The following is a 21,930-nucleotide window of genomic DNA, read 5'->3' as shown; positions in this document are numbered from 1 at the left end:
TAGCATTATTACTCTTTTGACTATCGGCATACTTGGCATATTGGTAGGTGAAAACACATGAGCCTACAATGATGAAATTCAAAGGTTGTGGAGCAAAACTTGGTTGGTGTTGAATTGGAGATTCAGAGTAATACTGCCTATTCTCACAAAGTAAACCCACCTAAAAACACTCTTGACCTCCATAGGACCAATAAGTGTAAGGATAAAGAAGCCAAATCACAACCAATGAAAAAGGTAACCGCTACAATTCAGGCTCGAGTCGGATCAAGTCGTCTTCCTGGAAAAGTGATGTATCCTTTGAACGGAGAGCCAGCAATCGGTCACGTTACCAGGCGAGTACAGGCTGCGGAGCAAGTCACAAATGTGGTCGTTGCAACGTCGACAGAACCACAGGACGAAGTCATATATCGATCTGCCCCACTATGCGATGCTGATGTTCTTCGAGGATCAGAATCAGACGTTCTGAGTCGATTTGTGCAAATCGTAGAGCAGCACGACCCAGATATTGTCGTTCGAATTACTGGCGATTGTCCACTCATTGATCCCCGGACTATTGATGCTGTAACCACCAGACTGGTAGAGACGGGAAGTGACTATGCAACAAATGTTCTCAAACGTACTTTTCCGAGAGGATTGGACGTAGAGGCCTTCACAAAGAACAGTTTTGAGAAAATTCAAATCGATGCAACTGAGCAGCACCATCGAGAACATGTCACGCCTTACTACCACGAGAACCAAGACCAATTTAGACTCGAGAACGTCACATCTGACGAAGTCTTCAATCAGGAATGGATGCATAATCGAACGGATCTCCGATTGACCCTCGATGAAGGACCAGATTACGAAGTTCTTCGTCAAGTATACGATAATGTAGCATACGATGAAATCCTCCCAATCCAGGATGCAGTTCGTTATGTAGATGAGCAGGATTTAATGGATGTCAATAAACATGTAAATCAAAAAGAAATATGATGAGGATTACGATCCGGGCAGACGGAAATGCAGAGATTGGTTTTGGACATCTTTTTCGTACCAGTGCAGTAGCGGAAGAATTGCTGAGGCGTGGGCATCAAGTAACCTATGCAACGACGACTCCCAGAAATGTTGCCTCAGTAACCCCCTCATCGGTCGAAATCATCGAACTCAAATCGAGAGATAAACCCAGGTCGTTTACTCAGGTTCTCCCTGACCAAACCGACGTAGTCTTGATTGATTCCTACAGGGCGGGCAAAGACTATCAACGAACCATCCGTGATAAAGTATCAGTTGTTCTCGTTTCAGACGATACACGTCACCCTGTCTGCGCAGACGTCGTGATTAACGGAAATATATACGGGACTGAGCTCGAGTACGAGGTTTTGGGTAATGAACCCGTTTGGTGTCTTGGTGCCGACTATCTCTTGCTCCGTGAATCTATAGCGAGTAAAGCAGTTGAGGAACCACCGTGGCGAGAACAGCCTGAACGAACCATCATTACAATGGGTGGAAGCGACCCAACTGAAATGACACCAAAAATACTAGAAGGCTTTGATGGAACCAGCCTCCGAGTAGACGCAATCATTGGGCCGGGTTTTTCTGAGAGACAAGAGCGCCATATTCGACGGATCGCTGAAACTGTTTCTGCAGATGTGTATCCAATTCGTGAGCCCGACGATATCGCTCGACGGATTTTCGAATCAGACTTTGCAGTTTGTACAGCAAGCACTACAACGTACGAAATGCTGGCCCTTGGAACGCCAATAATCAGTCTTCCCGTAGTCGACAACCAACAACTAATCGCAGCGGAACTTCTCAAGCGCGACGCAGCGACTGTCCTCCAACCAGAATGTGATGTAGCGAGACTCCGAGAGGCAGTAGAGACCTACATCCAGAAAAAAGATCTAAGGTGGAATCGACGGAGTTTAGGAAGAAATCTCGTTGATGGAAAAGGAACACACCGGGTAGTGGATTGCTTAACTAACAGGTATTCGTCGTAAACCATCAATGGTATTATCGACTCGCCCAGTTCTATGGCTATGGCATACTGTGGATTTTGTCATCAGAAACTCAGGCATCGCACAGACAACGGTGGGAAGCAAGAGAAGAAGGTCGGTTGTGATGCTTGTGAGAATCTCATGGAAGATAGGGCAGAAATGAGAATCTCGTCAATAGATAGAAACGATCTCGAACTACTACTGGCATGGAGGTCTTTTCCAGAGATTTACGAGCATTTTCGTAAGCAAGATGGGCCACTATCGTGGGAAGAGCACCTGAATTGGTTTCAGAGTAGAGATGAGAATCGATATGATTTTATTATACACTATGAAGGCCGACGAGTCGGAAGTATTAGTTTAAATTCGGAAGATGAAGTCGGGATTTTCATCGGAGAACATTCCGCACAAGGATACGGTGTGGCAACGAGTGCACTTAGATGGCTTTGTGATCGGTTCGACGATCATACCCCGTTAACGGCGAACGTTTCTAATGAGAATACACAGTCAATGCAATTATTCAGCCGATGCGGATTTGAGAAACAAGCAGAAAATGGGGACTGGGTGAAGTTACAATACACTACTTAAACATCGATATCGTCCCACTCAATGCCTTTACCACTGTTAATAGGTCGGGCCGCAATTTTCCCGGTGATTTCTTTATAGAATTTTGGAGGTAAGCCACCTTCTTGACTTCCAGACCGTAATATCTTGACATTTTCCTCAGATATTCTCTCTCCTGCGCTAATATCAGAAACGGCGTGGACCGCACGCCGAGCCTTCTCGTAAAGTTCGTTTTCGACCTCAAGGACACGCTTCTCAGAAGAGCCGAGTGCAGTCTCTGTTGCGCGAATAGTGGTAATCATATCCTGGAGTTCGGCAGGTTCCAAGGCGAACTCGTGGTCAGGCCCATCCATGGACTTGTCCAGCGTAAAGTGTTTTTCTACGACACAGGCACCGAGAGCGACTGCAGCACTGGGTGCGATAGTTGGATCAAGCGTGTGATCAGACAGACCAGAAATTATCTCAAATTCATTCGATAGTGTTTCAATAACACGTAGATTGATCTCCGATAGCGGCGTCGGATACGCTGCCACACACTGTAGTAATACGAGATCAGAGACACCAGCCGATCGAAGTACCGAAACTGACTCGGAGACTTCTTCAAGGCTATGAGCCCCTGTCGACATAATTATCGGCATCTCGGTATCGGCCAGATATTCGAGAAACGGGATGTGGCTGCTCGTATACGAAGCGACTTTCCACGCGGATACGTATTCCTCCAGTTCTGAGGCTGATCGTTCGTCAAATGGCGTCGACATAAAATCAATCCCACGTTGGTTGCAATAGTCATATAATATAGGTATCCACTCATAAGGCATTTCCATCGACTCGATAATTTCGTAGATAGACCGTTCATCCTCGAGGTATTCTACGTCACCGCTATCTTCAACATAGAGATCCTCGGCCCGAAATGTCTGAAATTTTACTGCATCGGCACCAGCATCAGCTGCAACGTCGATCAATTCTTTTGCAATCTCGAGGTCACCGTTGTGATTCGATCCGGCTTCCGCGATGACGTACGTTGGCTCGTCTGGGCCAATTTTTCGATTGCCGATAGTGAACGGTTCCATGGTCCAACTCCAACGCGGGAGCAAAATAAAGACACCTACTCCCGGTGGTGTGATCGAAGCGCAGTCACCGCCGTAATAACGTCTCCGACGTCCCCCCCGTTCATCTCAGCATGAAGTGGAAGACTCACTAGCCCGTCGTACACTTGTTCCGTCTTCGGGAACTCGCCCCGACTGTATCCGAATTCCGTCTGGAAGTACGGATGGTAGTGAAGCGGAACGTAGTGAACTTGCACACCAATGTTCTCCGCGTGCATCGCCTGGACGAACTCCTGACGATCGCACCCAAAGTCCTCACCAATTTCGACTGCGTATAGATGACACATCGGACCCGACTCCTCCGGTACTGGTGGCGTTCGAATCCCCTCGATACCAGAAAATGCCTCGTTGTAGCGGTCGATAATCTCGTCGCGTCGCTCTTTGAACTCGCTGAGTCGATCCAACTGCGCCAATCCAAGTGCAGCCTGCAGATCAGTGACGTTGTAGTTGTAGCCAACGCTCTCGGTCACCTGGTACCAGGGCTCGTCTTCGTGCCCAGCCGGGTCGTAATTCATGTCGAACGACCGAAGTCGGCGAAGTCGACGAGCCAGGTTGTCATCATCGGTTACGACCATGCCACCCTCTCCGGTCGTGACGTTCTTCACTGGATGGAAGCTAAACACGGCCATGTCGCGTTGGGCACCGATTCCTTCGCCACGCCAGGTTCCACCGAAGGCGTGACAGGCGTCCCAGATGACCGTCAAGTCGTGCTCGTCGGCAACCTCGAGCAGCCCATCGATATCAGCAGGGTGGCCAGCGTAGTGCATCGGAACGAGTCCCACAGTATCGTCAGTTACCTGCTCGCGGACCGCCTCCGGATCAAGCGTTCGGCGATACGGATCAATATCTGCGAACACTGGCGTCGCATCGTTGTACGTCGCTGCGTGCGCCGTCGATGCGAACGTCAGTGGCGTAGTGATCACCTCGTCGCCAGCCGAGAACCCGGCAGCGTCGCCAGCGAGGTGCAACGCCGTCGTTCCAGAGGTCGTCGCAATCGCGTGGTCGACACCGACGAAATCCGCAACGCGAGTTTCGAATTCCTCGACAGTGGGACCGCGAGTGATGTAATCTCCCTCGAGTGCCTCGAGAACGGCCTGTTTCTCGTGATCGGTTATGCTCTGGCTGCCGTAGCCGAGGACTGATTCACGAACTGGCTTACCGCCGTACAGTGCTGGCGTTCGGTCCGTCATACTACGCCTGTTCAGCACCCTCTTCCCGTAGCCACGTTCGAAGCCGGTCGACGCCTTCTTCGAGGCTCACTTCTGGCTCCCAGTCGAGCATGGCTTCGGCCTTACTCGGATCACAGCGGAGCGTCTGCACCTCGCTCTGTGGGTGGTGGTGTTCGACGTGTGTGATTTCCGTTCCGTCGGTCGAAATTAGTTCGGCTAGCTCGTTGATCGAGATGTCTGATCCGGTCCCGGCGTTCAAGACCTCGCCAACTGCTTCGTCACAGAACGTACCTTCGACGATGAATCGTGCACAGTCTGTCGCGTACAGGAGGTCCCGGCTCTGGGTTCCGTCGCCGAAAATCTTCAGCGGTTCGCCCTGGTTATCGCGGTTCGTGAAAATTGAGACGACACCGCCGGCCATTCCGGTCTTCTGGAAGGGGCCGTACGTGTTGAACGGTCGGAGGATAACAACGGGGAGGTCGTAGCCGTGGTAGTAGCTCTCCGCGAGGTTCTCTGCCGCGAGCTTCGAACCGGCGTAGGGTGATGCAGGTTTAACGGGATGTTCTTCGCTGATGCCCTCCTCGGAACCAGCCATGTCGTAGACCATACACGTGCCGACGAGTCCGAGGCGCGTATCCGTCCGACGGCAAGCCTCCAAGACGTTTTGCGTGCCGACGACGTTCGAGTCGAAGTGAGATTGCGGGTCCTCGAGGCTCTCCTGAACGTCGATCTCCGCAGCGAGGTGAATACAGGCGTCGACACCTTCGTTAAAGAGTTCATCGACAGCGTCCTCATCGCAGATATCACCTTCAGCGATCGTAAATCGCTCTGACTCATTGAGTTCCTTGATGTTGCGATACGAGCCGTTCGAGAAGTCATCTAGTCCATATACGCGGTGCCCGCGGGCAAGTAATTCGTTGGTGACCCATCGACCGATAAACCCTGCTGCACCAGTAACGACGATTTCCTTGGTCATTCTAATCTAAAGCGTGCTCGATTCGTCAAAGCTGAGTCTTTGCTCTTCCGATGACGCGCCAGCGCTACGCCCCGAAGTGCTTGCCGTCTCACTGGTCATGCCAAGAACGTCATTTTCCTCTAACAGCGTCACTATTTCGTTTTTCGAGAGTTTCGGAGCGTGTTCTGATGACAGTACGATCTCGGAGGTTTCTTTGAACTCCGCAACGCCATCAACGGCCTGAAACTCAGTCATCTCTGGCGCGATAGCGTACAGTGTCTCGTTTTCGTACGCTCTTCGTGCCTCACGATTCGTCATGATCTCCTCGTGAAACGTCTCTCCAGGGCGGCGGCCGATTACTTCGATCCCGATTTCTGCCGCATCATGGCCGAATTGCGGCGCCAGCGTTTCGATCATTGCTTTCGCGAGGTCCTCGATTTTGATCGCTGGCATCTTATATACGAATACCTCGCCACCCGCCGTTTTCTCAATAGCCTGTGTGACGAGATCGAAGACATCGTCGTACGTCAGGAAAAACCGCGTCATTTGTTCGTCGGTGAGTGTGACAGGACCGCCCTCGCGAATCTGCTCCGTAAAGATCGGAATAACCGACTGGGAGGAATTGATGATATTGCCAAAGCGAACGGACGCTAGTCGCAAATCTCGATCGCCACGGTGGTTGTTCCCTGCTGTGATGAGTTTCTCCCCCAGAAGTTTCGTCGTTCCCATCGTGTTCGCCGGATTGACAGCCTTATCGCTGCTCGTAAAAACCACACGCTCAGCACCCGCATCAATAGCCGTATCGACGATATTCTGCAATCCGAGTGTATTCGTTTTCACCGCCTCAAACGGGTTGTACTCGCAGATGTCCACGTGTTTCATCGCCGCTGTATGCACGACGATGTCTATCTCTTCCATTGCTCGTGATAACCGATCTTTGTCTCTAACGTCGCCCGTAAGATACCGACATCGATCATCACTACCTGCCGATTTGATTTTGGCGAGGCCGGGTTCGTTGTTATCGAAAACTCGGAGAACATTCGGGTTTTGATCCAGTAATTTGGGGATAAGCGCCCGACCCACCGAGCCGGCCCCACCCGTCAGAAGAACGTTCTTCCCAGTAATCATTGTTTTTAGTCAACTTCGGGGCACATATCAATCTGTTGGAAGCGCTTGACTGTATTGATAATGAACGGAGAAGAAAGACGTACGTAATGGCTAGCCTAGGTCGCCTTGAATTATATAGTAGCGTTAGGAACTCTAGTTGAGAACGGAAGCCGGGTAGACTATCTTATCCCTTTGCTCCTGACATATGCTCATTAATCTGTAAACTAAAAGAAGCCGCCAGGCCAGTCCGTCCAGGACCGCCATACAGAGTAAAAGCACGACCAATACAGGAGGAGGGGTTGAGTAGGCTTGAAATAATTAAGCCCACAACTCCCATCCCGGGTTCTATGAAAATCGGCGTGATGCCGGTGGTGTACCCAAATACGTCGAAGACGTTCATAACTGATCAGGTAACGGGAATGATCGACCGGGGGCATTCTGTCTCAATCTTTCCCGCTCGCCCTTCGCGTGACTCGGTTCTACACGGCGAACTCGAGGAATACCAGTTAGACCAATATATCACGTACACTGGCCCACCAGATTCGTTACTACTCGCGGGCCTCGGACTGCCTCGAACATTGCTCACGCTTCTCGAAAAATACCCCCCGTGTCTAGGCAGTTTTTTCGACCTCGCCTTTAGACAGGGGCCGATGATCGCCGGGAAATTCGCCTATCAGGCGCCACCAATCCTGGATGCAGATCTCGACGTGCTCCACGCTCATTTCGGACAATCGGGCCGGATCGGTGCGAAGCTGTACAAGAACGGCGAGTTCGATGCGTTCGTCACCTCGTTTCACGGTGTGGGGCTTCGTGAGGGTGAGGAACGAGGCAGCGAGATCTACCACGAACTCTTTGAATCTTGCGATCAACTCCTCGCGAATAGCGAGTTCGCTCGAGAGAAACTCATCAAATTTGGGGCTGAACGGGACCAGGTCATCGTCCATCACGTCGGTATCGATACGGAAAAATTTCGAGCGAAAAAGCGAGACCCAGATCCGGATCGAATAACGATACTGACGGTCGCACGGATCCACGAAGTGAAGGGCCACGAGTACGGTATACGTGCGATTGAGGAACTCGCCACTCGAGTGCCCGACGTCGAAATCGAGTATCGGATCGTCGGAGACGGGCCGAAAAGAGCACAGCTAGAACGACTGATAGCAGAAAGACAGCTCGGAAGCATCGTCACCCTCTGTGGCGCGAAGAATCAGGAGGAAGTAGTGCTCGAGTTACAGAACGCGGACGTCTTTTTACTGCCCAGCGTACGGGAGGGGTTTGGAAAAGTCCTCCTCGAAGCCCAGGCGTGTTCACTTCCTGTCGTCGCTTCGAATGTAGGCGGAATACCGGAAGCAGTCGAGTCAGGGCGGTCGGCAATTCTCGTGCCACCACGCGACCCGTATAGAATTGCTGCCGGGTTAGAACGGCTCGTTCGGAATCCGTCCAGGCGGCTCGTCATGGGGGACGCCGGGCGAGAACACGTGGAACGGAATTTCGATAAGGAAATCCTCAACGATCGGTTGGTAGAGATCTATCGAGAAGCGATCAGGGGGCGGTCGCCCCAGTCGATTACCTCTCGATATAGCTAGAGATGTCCAGAAGTAGAACCAACTCGTCGACAGCGGTAATCCAACTGAAGTGGGGGACGGCCTGATGTCGATACGGTCGAGGCTGGTCTCAGCGGGATACGATGTGTATCTCAGCGCAGCTCTATCCGCGTTCTCCCGCTACCCGATAGGGACGAACGTATTCCAACGGGAGTGGGACGTGCTCGTATTATTGGACACGTGTCGAGTAGATGCGCTTCGCGAGGTCGCACCGGAGTACGACTTTCTCTCCGACATCGACGCGATGACGTCCGTGGGAAGTACCTCGAGCGAATGGATAGCGTGTACGTTCGTCGACGAGTATCGCGAGGAAGTAGCGGAAACCATCTACGTTTCGGCGAACGGATTCGACGAACCGATCCTGTGTCAGGGCATGCTACCGGGCCACGATCGCAGGTTTGCGTGGACGAATTGGTCGACGCTTAGCGAGCGCGACTTATTAAAACTGGATCAGGTGTGGAAATACGCGCCGAAACCGGAACACGGCCACGTCCGACCACGACACGTAACGGATCGAGCGATTACGCACGCGAGGGATCACGAGCCAGACCGCTTAGTCGTTCATTATAGCCAGCCTCACGAACCGTACGTCGCCAACGCCGACGCCGAGGGACGAGGGGAACTCTACGACTACGAAAAAAGACCGTGGACCTATTTGCAAAACGGTGGCGACTTTGAGACCGTCTGGGCTGCGTATCTCGATAACCTTCGGCTGGTCCTCGACGAAGTCTCGGTTTTGATCCAGAGTATCGATGCAGAAGAGGTAGCAATAAGCGCCGATCACGGGGAGGCGTTCGGCGAGTGGGGGATTAATCGGCATCCGATGGCGATTCCCCACCCGAAGATCAAACGAGTCCCGTGGGCGACGACGGTTGCGAAAGATACCGGCGAATACGAGCCCACGCTCGAGGAAAGAGACCAGTCCAGGGACGTAGAAGGACATCTTGAAAACTTGGGATACTTGTCATAGGAGGGGGTTGGCAAATAGCAGACCGGACTCCTGCATCCTCCACCGAAAACGGAATTGGGTAGTGATTCTCGAGTAGGCTACCGCTAATGGAAGCAGAGATTCGAGCGATGTCCCAGCGTTTTTTGTAAGCTACCATTTCGCCTCCCTCGTCTCACAAAGATTGATAAAGCGGATCGTGGGAGGAGAATATTCACTAATGGACGCCATCATACTTTCTGCAGGGAGAGGAAGCAGGATGCAGAATCACACCCGAGAGCTCCCAAAGTGGTTTCTCGATATAGATGGACGGCGGATCTGTGATATTCAGCTAGCGGTTCTCTCAGCGGTGGTCGATGACATTCACGTAATATTAGGACACGGGTTCGACGAGCAGACCGTTGATCAGGCCCCAATAGATGGTGATGACGTCAATCTTCACTATTACAGTGGATGGCGCCAACACGAGAACGGCGGATCGTGTTATTTCGCGCTAGATCAGTTGGATATTGACGATGACCTCTTGCTCGTTTGTGGCGACGTGATATTCAGACACGAGATGCTCGAGAACGTCGTTGAGCAGTTCGAAAAGGAAGCGTTCGACGATCACAGCGCAGCAACCGTGATCGAGGGCGTGCAAGACGAGATGACGGCGGTCACATGGGATGAAGAACAGAACATCGTCGATTACGGAGCCATTCGTGGACATCAAGAGGCAGGCATATTCATTTTAAACCAGGCCCACATCGAAACGGCGAAGGATATCCTTTCGGAGAACCGTGACGAGTGGTTCCCAATAATATTCCCACAGATACCGACAAAACCGATAAAAATAGCGGAAAGAGACCATGCGGAGATAAATACGCCGGAACATCTACAGCAAGCAAGGCGTAAAGTAGCCCGCCAGTGGATGGTGGATAGACCAGGTTTGAATACAGATTGACTCGTGCAAGGTTCGGTCTTTCCATGGAAATCAACGTCAGAAATAGCGTAATTGAGACGAAAGAGACCTCAACAGCCAGCTGCGTTCACAACAGTCCTTTCTCCTCAGTGACGGGGCGCTCCAAGCGAGACGTAACGAGAAGAATCTACCAGATACTGAAAAACCAGTGTTACACCCTTAAGGCGAGACGTCGTGATCTACTTCATGGATCCACTGGGAAGAATTGAAAATTCGGTCCCAAAGCCACTCAAAGTGACTGCCAAACAGATCGGACTGAACACGTATTTTACTCACCTGAAAAAATCATCGCTGTATAGGGACTTCCAGGTTCGGCACATGGAGAAGAAAAAACTACGATTCGAAACAGCCGCAGGTGAATTCGTCCTACTCGTGCCAGACTATTCGAGCGGCGTGTTAGTGACGAAATCCGGGAGAGAGGGCGGTTACGAACCGGGCTTAGTGAGGGAGTTAGCAAGCATTTCCGATAAGAACGACGTTCTGTATGACATCGGAGCGGGATATGGCTATAATGCGAAAGTTGGGGAATCGCTTTCAATTCCCTCTAAAAATATTCATCTTTTCGAGATGAACTGGAAACGTGTGAGGTTCTGCAAGCTGAACAGTCCCGAATCGAACCGTACCCAGGTCCGCGTTGGGGACGGATCGGATGGAACGTTCTCTGTTGATAGTTACGCAAAAATTCAGCCGTCTCCTTCCATAGTCACGATGGATATAGAAGGTGCCGAACTGGATGCGCTTTACGGACTCGAGAAAACACTGGAGACAGCACGGCCAAGATTGTATATAGAGGTTCATCCCGAATTACTCGGGGCTGCTGAAACGGATCTTCTCGAGTATCTCCAGGAGCTAGGGTATGAATTATCTGTGATGAATCACCGATCGCTAACAGCGAGCTGGTCAGCGGACATTCGAAACCCGTCGATCAGCACAGAAGCGTATACGCCTACGTATCTTCTGCGCGCAGTAATCAAATGAAATAGGTGAAGGAGTACGTCTCAGCAGCCGATGCAGGTCGAGCGTCTCGGAACATAATCTCTGGAGACCGACAGTGGCTACAAACACACGAGTTGAGCCGTGAGATGAGCCCTCATTGTTGCATCAGTCCGCAGTTGAAAGTATAACATAGTTGCAATTCTTCTCCAATCAACTCAGGACTCGCTTTTGATAGTCTCGTATATGTGTTCACATGCGTGTGGATTCTTTCCCTGAAGGATTTTCCTTCTCACGTCTCGTCTCCGCTCCCCATACTCATCCTCGTCGATGCATTCTTCGATAGTCTGTAGCAGGGAGGCGAAATCGTACGCTTTCGGCCCGGGGGTGAACTCATCATAATCCAGGTGAAACCCACGTTCCTTCTCGTACAGTTCGAAATCGAACGGGTAGAAGATAGCGGGGTTGTCGAGGAGCAGATAATCGAATACGATAGAAGAATAATCCGTGATCATGATATCGAATTCCTCGAGGAGCGGATAGATATCGCCGTATGCAGGCAGCAAGTGAATCCGATCATACTGGTCATCGATGTTCACCTCCATGTACCTGTGTGGCTTGTAGAGGAAGTGAGCATCGTTCTCTTCGAGAAATTCGTCGAACCGATCGTACTCGAAATTATCGTAATTCACCTCGTATTTCCGCCACGTTGGGAAGTAACCGATGATCGTCTCCGAATTGCCGATTTCTTCGAGTAGATCATTGGTCTCTACAGGAATTCCGAGAGAGGAATTAGGGATGTCCTTCAATAAGACATCGTTCCTTGGATAGCCAGCATAGATGGCTTTCGTATATCGCTTCGTTTCTTTCAGGTATTGTTCCGTCAACTCAGAGTTGACTACGAGAAAATCGTATTTCAATAATTTCTCTTTCAGATCGTGTACTGGTTCGTGGTGACCGGTCAGGTTGAGATTTTTCAAAGGAACGCCGTGCCAAAGTTGAATAATGGTTGAACCCCCGTAGTACGCCCATTCGACGAGTCCCAATGTGGTCGTGGTGACGATGTATTTGCTTTTCAAGCGAAGATACCTCGCTTTCCAACTATCAGAGCGGTAGACTTCATATCCTCGAGCGTTTAGCGCATCGTGCACTTCTTTACTAGAGGTGAGCCAGATTGCCCGTTCGTCTGTCTCTTCGTTCAGGTAAAGGTATAGGTACTTACCATTATCGGAGAAGCCAGCGTTACGTGCGTGATTCGTAAACAGCCATATCGAGTCATCTTTTTCAAAAAACATTGACGCCACGTACGTGATGACATACACAATAACGGATAGTTGTCTTACGAGGTAATCTTTCGAATCGATTAGTAATTTTTTCCCCCCCTCCTGATTATAGATTTCTATCGCTCTACGAATTTCTTGCATCTACGTATCGCTTCAACAGCCTGTAACTATACCTTTTGGTCGGGTTCTCGAGGTGAATGAGAGGGCGTCTTCGCGAGACGAACTCAGGATATCGTTTCGACTCTCGAGACGAGATGGGCTAATTTGTTTCACAGCGCTTCGTGCGGTCGTTGATTGATTACGTTAACTCGTACCGTGATCCCTGACTCACGGGACAGGTGATACAACCAGATCACACCAGAAGTCAGAATTGGCGTCAATTACCTGTTCCCCTCCTCAATTTCCAATAGAATATTAAAAAATGTGTGAAGTTCATAGGATTATGTGGATCAATAAAGCTATTTTCCATTGTGAAGATATAGCGTACATGGATCGAAATATCGTTCTCATCTGTGTCGATACGGCTCGAAAGGACTTCTTCGACCGGTATGCCACCCGTATTCAAGAACGGGCAGACGTGACCTTTTCCCAGGCGAGAGCGGCTAGTTGCTGGAGTCTTCCCAGTCACGGGAGCATGTTTACCGGGAAGTTTCCATCAGAGCACGGCTACCACTCCCATAATCCCACCTATGCGGATCTCGAGATATCAGAGACATTCCTCTCGGAACTCCCGGGATATTCCACCGTTGGCGTCTCTGCAAACTCGTATGCGAGTTCTGATTTCGGTTTCGACGTGCTGTTCGACTCGTTCGTCGATATTTATCGGGGGACGCTGTTCAACAACGGCATTCGAGTCTCTGAGTGGCTCGAGGAGCACGATTCAGAAAGTCTGAGAAAATATCCGCAGTTTTTTCGTGCAGCCATCACTCACGAGCACCCACTTGAGAGTATCTCGAACGGTATCATGAGTCAGCTTCAATCTGCTTTGCCGAATCTTGGTATCCCCCGGCCCCTGGATGATGGGGCAAAAAGCATCCTCAGAGAGACAAAACGGGAATTTGGAAGCCTCGACGAGCCGTTTTTCCTCTTCGCGAACATAATGGACGCGCACGCACCCCGGCATCCGCGACTGGGGTATGACAATAGCCTCCATGGCCTGCCTGCGGATTGGGAACGACGTTTCAAGACATGGGAGATACACTTGGGCGACGACAAATCGAAGTTCAATGACGTTTATACCTCGCTGAGGAAACTCCACGCAGCAGAAGTGGACTACGTTGACCGGATGGTGGCGAAATACATCGATTACATTCAGGCGAACTCCACCCGAGAGACGACGTTCGTTATCACTGCCGACCACGGCGAGAATTTCGGGTACCCGGACGAAGAGTACCTCGTCAAACACACGAGCAGTGTTTCGGAGGGGTTGCTCCACGTCCCCTTTGTGATTGTCAACGCTCCAGAGGGGTATGACGAGCTTGAGGATGGTCTATTTAGTCACATCCGACTCCCAGAACTACTGGTTGGACTCGCGAATAACGAAACGCCGGACGTCTTCGATGAAACGATCGCCGCTGAAGTAATCGGGATCTGTTCGGCCCATCGGAAAAATGTCGATGAAGAACAGATCGAGTACTGGGATCGGATGATCCGTTGTGCGTATCGAGATGGGACCAAAGTCGAATGGGATTCGTTAGGATCCGTCAGATGGTACGCGCTCGACCCCGACACACCCAGTTCCCAGACGGAGATCGAGCGGGAAGAAAACCCGCCCGAGTGGGCGCTCGATCATTTCTCGACCGATATTACGACGTATAAAGAACAAGCAGTGGCAGCGGACACGAGACAAGGAATAGAAGAAGGGATGGCTGAAAGTACCCAACGCCGGCTAGCGGATCTCGGCTACATATAGCCAGTCGACGAAGGGAGAGTAGATGTCTGGCCGATTCGTTATTGGCCCGACTGAATCGCATACAGGTTCGCGTACTGTCCACCGTTGTCGATCAAGTCGCGGTGCTCTCCAGCCTCCACGATCTCCCCATTGTCCACGGTATAGATCCGGTCGGCATTCTCGACCGTCGACAGGCGATGAGCGATAGCGATCATCGCGTAGTCTCGATCCATGGACTCGATGGCCGCCTGAACCTCCTGCTCGAGGTTCGAGTCCAGGTCACTCGTCGCCTCGTCGAGCACCAGCAGATCAGCATCTTGCAGTAATGCTCGAGCCAGCGCCACCCGCTGTTTCTGTCCACCCGACAGCCGAACGCCGTCGTCGCCGAGCATGGTGTCGTACCCGTTGGGTAGTTCCCCAAAGAATTCGTCGACCTTCGAAATCTCGCAGGCCCGATCCAGTTCCTCTCGAGTGACGTCCCGGTTGCCGATTGTAAGGTTGTACTCGAGCGTGTCGTTGAAGATGAACGGATCCTGACGAACCACGGCGACGTGGTCGCGCCACTCCGAAATGTCCATCTCGTCGATCGGAATGCCGTTCGCTCGAATTTCTCCCTGGTCCAGTTCGTACAACCGGGCGAGCACGGAGACGATCGTCGACTTCCCGGCACCGGACTGGCCGACGAAGGCGACGAACTCGCCCTTCTCGACGGTGAAGTCGATGCCGCGAAGCACCTGCTCCTCGTCGTCGTACGAGAAGTGGACATCGTCGAACTCGACATCCGTCACCTCTGCGGGAACCGCTCGAGTCGGTTCGTTGGGTTCCTGCCGGGTCTCGAGGTCCTTGATGAAGTTCTGCGTTCGAACCAGGTGCGGCAAATCGTTCTCGACCTGGTAGAATAGTGTATTTACATGGCTCACTTTCGGCCCGAGCTGGAACATCGCGAAGAGGAAGACGCCGAGCGCGCCAACCGAGAGATCAGCGAACGTCAGCGCGAGGTAAATAAGGACGAATACGGACACTGCAACGCCGAGGTTGTAGAAATTGTTGATCGCTGCCTCGTTTCGCCGGAGGGTAATCCGCGCGCTCGTGAACTGATCGATCGCGTTGTTAAAGTCCTCTCGTAACTCACTTGCGAGTCCAAAGAGTCGAACGTCCCGAATCCCCTGTGTTCCCGCCTGTGCCGCTTCCTGCCGACGCTCGTTGGCCTCGGCGACCAGATCGCCGACGGCGTATCCCGGTTCGACGACTCGTCGAAGAAACACGGTCAAAAAGCCGAGGATACCAGCCGCAAACACCGTCAACATCGGCGAGATGACGAGCGCAATGACGAGATACGCAAGCGAGAGAAAGACCATCTCGAGTAGTTTCACAACCCGCTGAATCACTCGCCCTGCGTAGGTCGTCTGGGTCACGATCGCGTTCAGGATGTCGTCCGAGCCTTCCTCGTCGAAGTAACTGACCTTCGCGTCCAGCGCGTTGTCGTACGCCCGCAATTGCAAATCCCGAATGTAGTACGTCCGCAGCGCTTCACGAAACCACGCGACGACGAAGCTCGTGGTGTAGCGAACAGTCATTACCGCGGCCACGCCGACGACGATATAGCCGAGCGTGAACGGAACCCCCAGGGTATCGTATGCCATCACGAACGCCCCCATGAGGCCGTCGGCCTCCGCCGTCGGATCGTCGACCTGGACGAGTTCGATGATCGGCAGGATGAAGCTCAGGCCGACACCCTCGAGGACAGCCGCGACGAGACCGAGGACGACGATCACGGCGGCGAACTTCGGGTTGTATCGGGCCACGTCGAGGAGGGCTTCGAGTTTGGCGCGTCTCGAAACGCGTTCCGAATCAGAAGATGACATATGGACGTGTAGTTACACAGTGTTCATCCACAGGCGGTTATAACCTCGTCGGAATACTACCACTAAGGCTAGCCGAGTCCAGGTGACCGGCTAGAGAAACGTATCCTTACTCGACGACGACCGTCTCACCGGACCCGACGTCTGCCTGCGACACCGCCACACTCTGACCCCCGACGTCGTACGTCCCTGGATAGGCCACGGTGACCTGAAGTCGTCTCTCTCCATCCGCTTCAACGACCCGCTCGTACTCGAGCGACTGGCCGTCCACATCGACGGTCGTCCGCACCGAAACCTCCTCGTTCGGTGAGACGGTCGCGTTGATCGTTGCCCCGGGGACGACCGCGTAGGCCGCACTCGAGTCCGATAGGAACACTGCCTGGTAGTGACCGAGTCCTGGAGCAGTTCCGTTCTCCTGGAGGAGCTGTTCGTGTGTACTCCCCGAACGAACCGTTCTATCGTCGTTGGTGACGATGACGTAGCCCGCCACTCGTTCGGTCGTTTTGAAAGATGGATAGAATGTCGAACGAACCCGGTCGTCACTCCGTTTCGTCGGCGTCCTCGAGGCGACGTTTGAGTAGATAGCCGAGTCCTCCCATGGTTCCGACCGCGCTTACGATCCCAAAGCCGGGCATTCCGTCTTCAGCCTCCCGATCGTCAGCACCACCGGAGTCGGATGAATCGTTGTTCGGAGAGCCGTTGCTCGGTTCTGGGTTGTCGTCATCCCCGTCAGTATCGTCACGTTGGTTTTCGTCATCTGGTTCATCCTCGCCATCCGTCTCGTCGTCGCCATTCTGCTCGTCACCGTCGCCTGATTTGTCTTCGTCATCCGTCTCGTCCTCGTTACCTGATTCGTCCGGTTCACCCGGCTCATCCTCACCATCCGGTTCGTCGTCGGAGACCAGGGCGACCGTTCGTGACACGCCGTGTTGATCCAGTTCGATAAGATAGTCGTACTCGTCGGGTTCGAGGTCGCTTGTATCGAGATCGAACTCGACCGTCTTCGACGAGCCAGGGTCGAGAGAAATCGCGAGAGACTCGACCACCTCCTCGTCGAAGGTAAGTGCGACGGCATCGTCCTCTGTGGTAGCACCGTTGTTCGTCACGGTTACGGAGACGACGAACGGATCGCCGGGTTCTATCGACGCAGGCGCCTCGACCGCCGCGATCCTGAGACGACTCTCCCAACTCAGTATCGGATACCCGTCGGTCACGGTCCAGCTCGAGTCGAAGTCGAAGCCATCCAACTCACGGGCCGCGGCCTCACCGGTCAGCTCCTCGGTCGACAAGCCGGTACCACCCCCGATCGACGTATTTCGTCCGGTCGTGTCCCTATCCCAGTAGGAATCGACGACGGTCGGATCGCTTCCGGTCGCGATCAGGCCACCGCCACCCGAACTCTCGAAGGTGGCCGCTGCGTACGACTCGACGAGCGTCGCGTCGAATGCTTCGTGGCCGATCAGCCCGCCGACGGCCGACGTACTCTCGAGTTCGCCGAGTACGTAGCATTGGGAGATCGAATCGCCCGAACTCTGTCCGAGGAGGCCGCCGACTTTGCGGTCGCCGACGACCGTTGCATCGACGGCGACGCGGTCGATCTCGATCTCGCTCGAATCGTTGCGGCCGGTCATCGTTCCCCCAATGAGCCCCCCGATATCCGACTCGCCCGCAATCGTTCCGGACACGCGAACCGTCGAGACGGTCCCCAGTCCGTTACCGATTCCGACGAGACCACCGACGAAATCGCCGCCGGTGACGGTCGCATCGACCAGGCGGAGATTCCGGATTTCGCCGCCGTGCAGTTCGCTGAACAGCCCGACGGCGTCGTCCGTCGAGTCGATCGTCAGTCCACTGATCTCGTGGCCGGCGCCGTCGAACGTGCCCGAAAATGAATTTGCTGAACGACCAAGCGAGAAGAAGCTCGTGTAGCCCGAGAGGTCGATAGCAGACGCCACCTCGTAGTGAGCGTCCATCTCGAAGTGAACGTACGCCAGTTCTCGACCGTTTTCGATCCGATACGGCTCCTCGCTCGTCCCGTTGCCGAGCGCCGGTCGTTCCGCGATGACCACAGCGGCTGCGTCGGATTCGCCTTCCACGCTGGCCGTGACGGTGAGTTCGTCCGCGTCCGTGGACGAATCTATTTCGATGACCGTAGACACTGTCCGGTACTCGCCGATTTCGAGCGCGATCGGCTCATCGCTCACGACGTCACCGTCGATCGAGAAGGTGACGAGCGCCTCGTCCAGGTCGTTCGGATCGCCGCCCAGCGTTCGAACTCGTGCGTCGACAACGACCTCGTCACCGCTCAGGACGGCTGGGTCGGCGGTCGTTTCGACCGAAACCGCCGGGTCGTCCGGCGTGCTGACCGTCTCCGTGTCGACGGCGATCGGATCGATGCCGTGGGGGTCGTTGTCGACGATCCTCGCCACGACCTCCCTGGTCTGTTCGAACGGAACGCCGTTTGCGTCGGTGGACACCTCGAACGTATCGATCCCGTCCTCACCGGGTTCCAGCGCCCGCATCACGGACGCCCCGCCTTGCTCGGTGTCGAGCCGGAGCGTCGGCGTCTTCATCGGGTCGTACGACGCAGCGAGTTCGTACTCGACGGTGACCTCCGATTCGCCGGCAACCGGCGCCTTGACTAGTTCGACCCGACCCATTACCGTGGCCGTCTCGCTGGCTAGTGCCTGCTCGGGATCGGTCTGTCCCGATTCTAAAAGCGCGACGTCGATCGTATCGCCTGCGACCAGGGATTCCGACAACTCGAGGGCCGTCAGTAACTCCCTTTCGGGCTCGAGTGTCGCCGGATCGACCGTACTGTCGCTCCCGGTCTCGTCGAACACGCGGACGTCGTAGGTCGACGATTCGGTCGTTAGCGCGTGCACGTGAACGGTCGTCGCGCCGATAGCCGGTGGCGTCGAGAACGCGACGGAGTGCGGGACGACGCGCTTACGGTGAAAGGTGATGATCTCGGAGTCGATCGGCCGGTGACCGACGTTCGGATACGTCGTCACTCGGCCGGTCGCATCGGCCTCGTCGTAGACGGACTTACAGTACGGCATCCGATCTTCCTGCATGTGCTCGCCGTATACCTCGAGCGCGATATCTCGCTGCCTCGAGTTCCAGGCATCGCCGTACGGAATCGTATCGTTCTCGTCGTCGCCACCCATGTAGACCAGCTGGGCCGTCTCCGCCCAGGCCCCTTCGTCGAACTCCTCGCCGACGAGTGACGCGAGGTCGGCAACACCGATCTGATAGTTTAGCGTGTGGTTGCTCGCTTTTGACAGTGGGAGGATCGCAGTTCCGTTGATCCCGCCGGCGGTGACGGATCGGACCAGTTCGGGATGCAGTGCCGTGAATCGGTTGACGAAGTTCCCGGACGCCGAAAACCCGTTCATGAGGATGTCGTCAGCGACCGGAATCGAGTGATCAGCGAGTTTCGCCTTTGCGTCCTCAATCATACTGATAAGTTGGAGGTCGACGCGGTGTAGGTCCCCGGACTCGATCTGCATCGTCTCGGTGTCGAGCGCATGGATGTAATGCGTCCAGTCGACCGGTTCCGAGCGAGGACGAGGAAACACTGGGACGAGCATCGGAACGCCGAGCGAATCGCTGAACGCCGTCGATCGCCATTCGATCAGCCGCTCGGCCGATTCTCGATGAACCTCGAAGTCATCAGTATTTCGTCCAGTGTTGTTCGGTTCGACCAGAATTGGCCGCTCATGATTGTCGTCAATCGCGGGTGCATAGAGATAATACGGGTAATTGAATCCCGCGTCCGGATTCGCCTCCACGAACGTAATGTCTAATCCAGTTGAGACGGCCCTGGTCTCTCCAGTCGCCGTTCCGCTCGTGAGCCCGCTGGAGGCTAGCACCGTTCCGGCACCGGTTGCTTTGAGCACGTCGCGACGGCCCATCTGAAAGTCCGTCATCGACGTCCCCCACACCGGCAATACAGAACGTTAGGTCGCAGTTTGCTACAGTCACACATCGTCTCGTACTCCCTCTGTACGTCCATTGATTATTCGCTTCTTCTTTCATTTGTGCTTAGTTCTGGTGGCCGTCGATGCCGAGGCGAATCTTAGTCACTGAGGATGAGGAGGGCTGCTGCTGGCAAACGGCGAGAGCTACTCGAGATCACCCGAAGTCATGGTATCGAACGCTTGTGGGTAGTCATGCTCTTGCTCAAATGGACAATGATGGAGTGTTGGCGTCTGCAGCGGCTACAGACATCTTGTATGACTTTGTTGACGAGAGGAGGAATCTCCACCCAAAACTCTACATGGAGGTCAAAAAGAAACTCTGAACCTCGCGGATCACGGTATTGGCCAGAACATTTCCTGATCATAACCACGACAACTGTCCGGAAGATGTGTGTAGAGGTGATCTATGGACGAACCTAGGAAGAGATCCTGGAGTAGGAGGTTATCGCTCGAGATAGCGTCCAGGACAGAGGTGGGCGTGAGCAGGGCAAAGTGAGTGACCCGAAAAGAGGGAGAAATCACGCTCTCAAAAGTTCATAATCGGTTTCTGTCTTGCGTTTTTCGGGTTGGCGGTCACCAGGAAGAGAATCGCTATGAAGAGCGTCTCAGATCCATTCCACGAAATTGGATTCGCTGGTTTAGAGCCTTCTCTACAGGGATCTCACTCACCCACTCGAGTCGAGCGTGTGACCGTCCAGGACACGATTCAAAATTTCATAATCGGTCCTCTGCTATCGGTTTTGGGGTGCTAGACAGTACTGAAATTGCCGAACAGGTTGAGACACTTCCCGAGAACGTAAAAACACCATAGAGCGCTTCTCGAACCGGTTATGCACGTCTGATGCCTCGAGCTCTGCATCTACGCAGCGAGTACCGATCACGAAACGGTCCTTGCTCGTTCATCAGCACCAGCAATCATCAAAACATACGCGAAAGTCCCCTAATCGCCTCGAGAGGCCACTTACTCGACTATTGGGTCACAAGCCATACACTCGAGGGAGAACCTCATCGTGCAATCTTTCCTAGACTATCTTCATAATCGACTCTCGAAGCAGAGACCAAACCTACTCTTCCGGACGTAGAACCCGATTATGAGCTATTTGAAACGCGAATAGTACGCTTTGCTACAATCCTGAGTAGATTGCGAAAGTTGCCTGTTAAATGCAGAGGATCTGGGAGGCGGTCGCACCGATGAGCGACCACACCGTTATCCGAATCGATCTCTTAATGCACGCGATGGCAGATGATAAACAGGGCCGGGACAAACAAGCAGATGACGAAGAGCGACGTCAGCATGAGCGAGAAGTTGAGGAAGCACGTACCCGGGCCGATGAGGCCGAACCGATGCGCAACGACGCTGTTGAGCAGCTTGATGACCTTGATGAAGCACTCGAAACCCATGACTATCCAACCACGACGGATGACTTGATCGAGGCCTATGGCGACTATGAAATCGAAACGCAGGATGGATGGGAATCCCTAGATGAAGTGCTTGGCCCAACCGACAACCAAACGTACGTTTCCGCCGATGACGTTCGAAGCCGGATACTGGGACGCATACGTCGCTGATGAATACGTCCCAATCACCCCGCATCT

The 21,930-nt window shown here is 53.5% G+C and carries 17 protein-coding genes; 9 read left to right on the top strand and 8 right to left on the bottom strand.

All coding sequences use genetic code 11. The annotated features are described in order from the left end of the window. Nucleotides 1-87 precede the first annotated feature (87 nt). From NGM15_RS15550 to NGM15_RS18960, 3 genes are read left to right on the top strand one after another with little or no spacing between them, the layout of a single operon-like run. The gene (locus NGM15_RS15550; protein ID WP_253432890.1) at nucleotides 88-972 is read left to right on the top strand and encodes a cytidylyltransferase domain-containing protein; all 885 of its coding nucleotides are present in this window, start codon (nucleotides 88-90) and stop codon (nucleotides 970-972) included. Continuing rightward, nucleotides 969-1,976, top strand: a complete 1,008-nt coding sequence (locus NGM15_RS15545) for a PseG/SpsG family protein (protein WP_253432888.1) — start codon at nucleotides 969-971, stop codon at nucleotides 1,974-1,976. The genes NGM15_RS15550 and NGM15_RS15545 overlap by 4 nt, the downstream gene beginning before the upstream one ends. Before the next feature lie 33 nt (nucleotides 1,977-2,009). Continuing rightward, nucleotides 2,010-2,558, top strand: coding sequence for a GNAT family N-acetyltransferase (locus NGM15_RS18960; RefSeq protein WP_425494454.1), 549 nt, complete (start codon nucleotides 2,010-2,012; stop codon nucleotides 2,556-2,558). Here NGM15_RS18960 and NGM15_RS15540 read toward each other — a convergent pair. The 4 genes from NGM15_RS15540 to NGM15_RS15525 are packed head-to-tail and all read right to left on the bottom strand — an operon-like array spanning nucleotide 2,555 to nucleotide 6,892. Next, nucleotides 2,555-3,604: an N-acetylneuraminate synthase family protein gene (locus NGM15_RS15540; RefSeq protein ID WP_253432886.1), complete on the bottom strand. Its 1,050-nt coding sequence runs from the start codon at nucleotides 3,602-3,604 to the stop codon at nucleotides 2,555-2,557. The two genes, NGM15_RS18960 and NGM15_RS15540, sit on opposite strands and share 4 nt — an antisense overlap. 35 nt (nucleotides 3,605-3,639) lie before the next feature. Beyond that, nucleotides 3,640-4,830: a DegT/DnrJ/EryC1/StrS family aminotransferase gene (locus tag NGM15_RS15535; protein WP_253432884.1), complete on the bottom strand. Its 1,191-nt coding sequence runs from the start codon at nucleotides 4,828-4,830 to the stop codon at nucleotides 3,640-3,642. 1 nt (nucleotide 4,831) lies between these two features. Further along, nucleotides 4,832-5,785: a dTDP-glucose 4,6-dehydratase gene (locus NGM15_RS15530; protein ID WP_253432881.1), complete on the bottom strand. Its 954-nt coding sequence runs from the start codon at nucleotides 5,783-5,785 to the stop codon at nucleotides 4,832-4,834. Between the two features lie 6 nt (nucleotides 5,786-5,791). Beyond that, nucleotides 5,792-6,892 (bottom strand): SDR family NAD(P)-dependent oxidoreductase, encoded by a 1,101-nt coding sequence (locus tag NGM15_RS15525; RefSeq protein ID WP_253432878.1) that lies wholly within the window; start codon nucleotides 6,890-6,892, stop codon nucleotides 5,792-5,794. A gap of 326 nt (nucleotides 6,893-7,218) precedes the next feature. Between NGM15_RS15525 and NGM15_RS15520 the strand changes: the two genes are divergently transcribed. The 4 genes from NGM15_RS15520 (at nucleotide 7,219) to NGM15_RS15505 (ending at nucleotide 11,360) form a co-directional block, all read left to right on the top strand. Further along, nucleotides 7,219-8,457, top strand: coding sequence for a glycosyltransferase (locus NGM15_RS15520; protein ID WP_253432876.1), 1,239 nt, complete (start codon nucleotides 7,219-7,221; stop codon nucleotides 8,455-8,457). Nucleotides 8,458-8,521: 64 nt separating this feature from the next. Beyond that, nucleotides 8,522-9,445, top strand: coding sequence for an alkaline phosphatase family protein (locus NGM15_RS15515; protein WP_253432873.1), 924 nt, complete (start codon nucleotides 8,522-8,524; stop codon nucleotides 9,443-9,445). 196 nt (nucleotides 9,446-9,641) lie between these two features. Then, nucleotides 9,642-10,364 carry an NTP transferase domain-containing protein gene (locus NGM15_RS15510; protein WP_253432870.1) on the top strand — a complete coding sequence of 241 codons (723 nt, stop codon included), beginning with the start codon at nucleotides 9,642-9,644 and terminating at the stop codon, nucleotides 10,362-10,364. Nucleotides 10,365-10,568: 204 nt separating this feature from the next. Continuing rightward, nucleotides 10,569-11,360, top strand: a complete 792-nt coding sequence (locus tag NGM15_RS15505) for an FkbM family methyltransferase (RefSeq protein WP_253432867.1) — start codon at nucleotides 10,569-10,571, stop codon at nucleotides 11,358-11,360. Nucleotides 11,361-11,533: 173 nt separating this feature from the next. Here NGM15_RS15505 and NGM15_RS15500 read toward each other — a convergent pair whose 3' ends face one another. Then, nucleotides 11,534-12,739 carry a CDP-glycerol glycerophosphotransferase family protein gene (locus tag NGM15_RS15500; protein WP_253432864.1) on the bottom strand — a complete coding sequence of 402 codons (1,206 nt, stop codon included), beginning with the start codon at nucleotides 12,737-12,739 and terminating at the stop codon, nucleotides 11,534-11,536. A gap of 346 nt (nucleotides 12,740-13,085) precedes the next feature. On the opposite strand from NGM15_RS15500, the gene NGM15_RS15495 reads away from it, so the two are divergent. Continuing rightward, on the top strand, nucleotides 13,086-14,510 hold the full coding sequence (locus tag NGM15_RS15495; RefSeq protein WP_253432861.1) for a sulfatase-like hydrolase/transferase: 1,425 nt from the start codon (nucleotides 13,086-13,088) through the stop codon (nucleotides 14,508-14,510). 38 nt (nucleotides 14,511-14,548) lie between these two features. Here NGM15_RS15495 and NGM15_RS15490 read toward each other — a convergent pair whose 3' ends face one another. The 3 genes from NGM15_RS15490 to NGM15_RS15480 form a co-directional block, all read right to left on the bottom strand. Then, nucleotides 14,549-16,354, bottom strand: coding sequence for an ABC transporter ATP-binding protein (locus NGM15_RS15490; protein WP_253432858.1), 1,806 nt, complete (start codon nucleotides 16,352-16,354; stop codon nucleotides 14,549-14,551). Nucleotides 16,355-16,460: 106 nt separating this feature from the next. Then, nucleotides 16,461-16,841 carry a hypothetical protein gene (locus NGM15_RS15485; RefSeq protein WP_253432855.1) on the bottom strand — a complete coding sequence of 127 codons (381 nt, stop codon included), beginning with the start codon at nucleotides 16,839-16,841 and terminating at the stop codon, nucleotides 16,461-16,463. Nucleotides 16,842-16,890: 49 nt separating this feature from the next. After that, nucleotides 16,891-20,283 (bottom strand): M26 family metallopeptidase, encoded by a 3,393-nt coding sequence (locus tag NGM15_RS15480; protein ID WP_253432852.1) that lies wholly within the window; start codon nucleotides 20,281-20,283, stop codon nucleotides 16,891-16,893. A gap of 1,287 nt (nucleotides 20,284-21,570) precedes the next feature. Between NGM15_RS15480 and NGM15_RS15475 the strand changes: the two genes are divergently transcribed. Further along, nucleotides 21,571-21,903: a DUF5789 family protein gene (locus NGM15_RS15475; RefSeq protein ID WP_425494485.1), complete on the top strand. Its 333-nt coding sequence runs from the start codon at nucleotides 21,571-21,573 to the stop codon at nucleotides 21,901-21,903. Nucleotides 21,904-21,930 lie beyond the last annotated feature (27 nt).

Origin of the sequence: Natronosalvus halobius, from assembly GCF_024138145.1 — an archaeon.
GTDB lineage: Archaea > Halobacteriota > Halobacteria > Halobacteriales > Natrialbaceae > Natronosalvus > Natronosalvus halobius.
The sequence above is the reverse complement of the archived record's forward strand: the minus strand, read 5'-3'. Positions and strand labels throughout refer to the sequence as shown.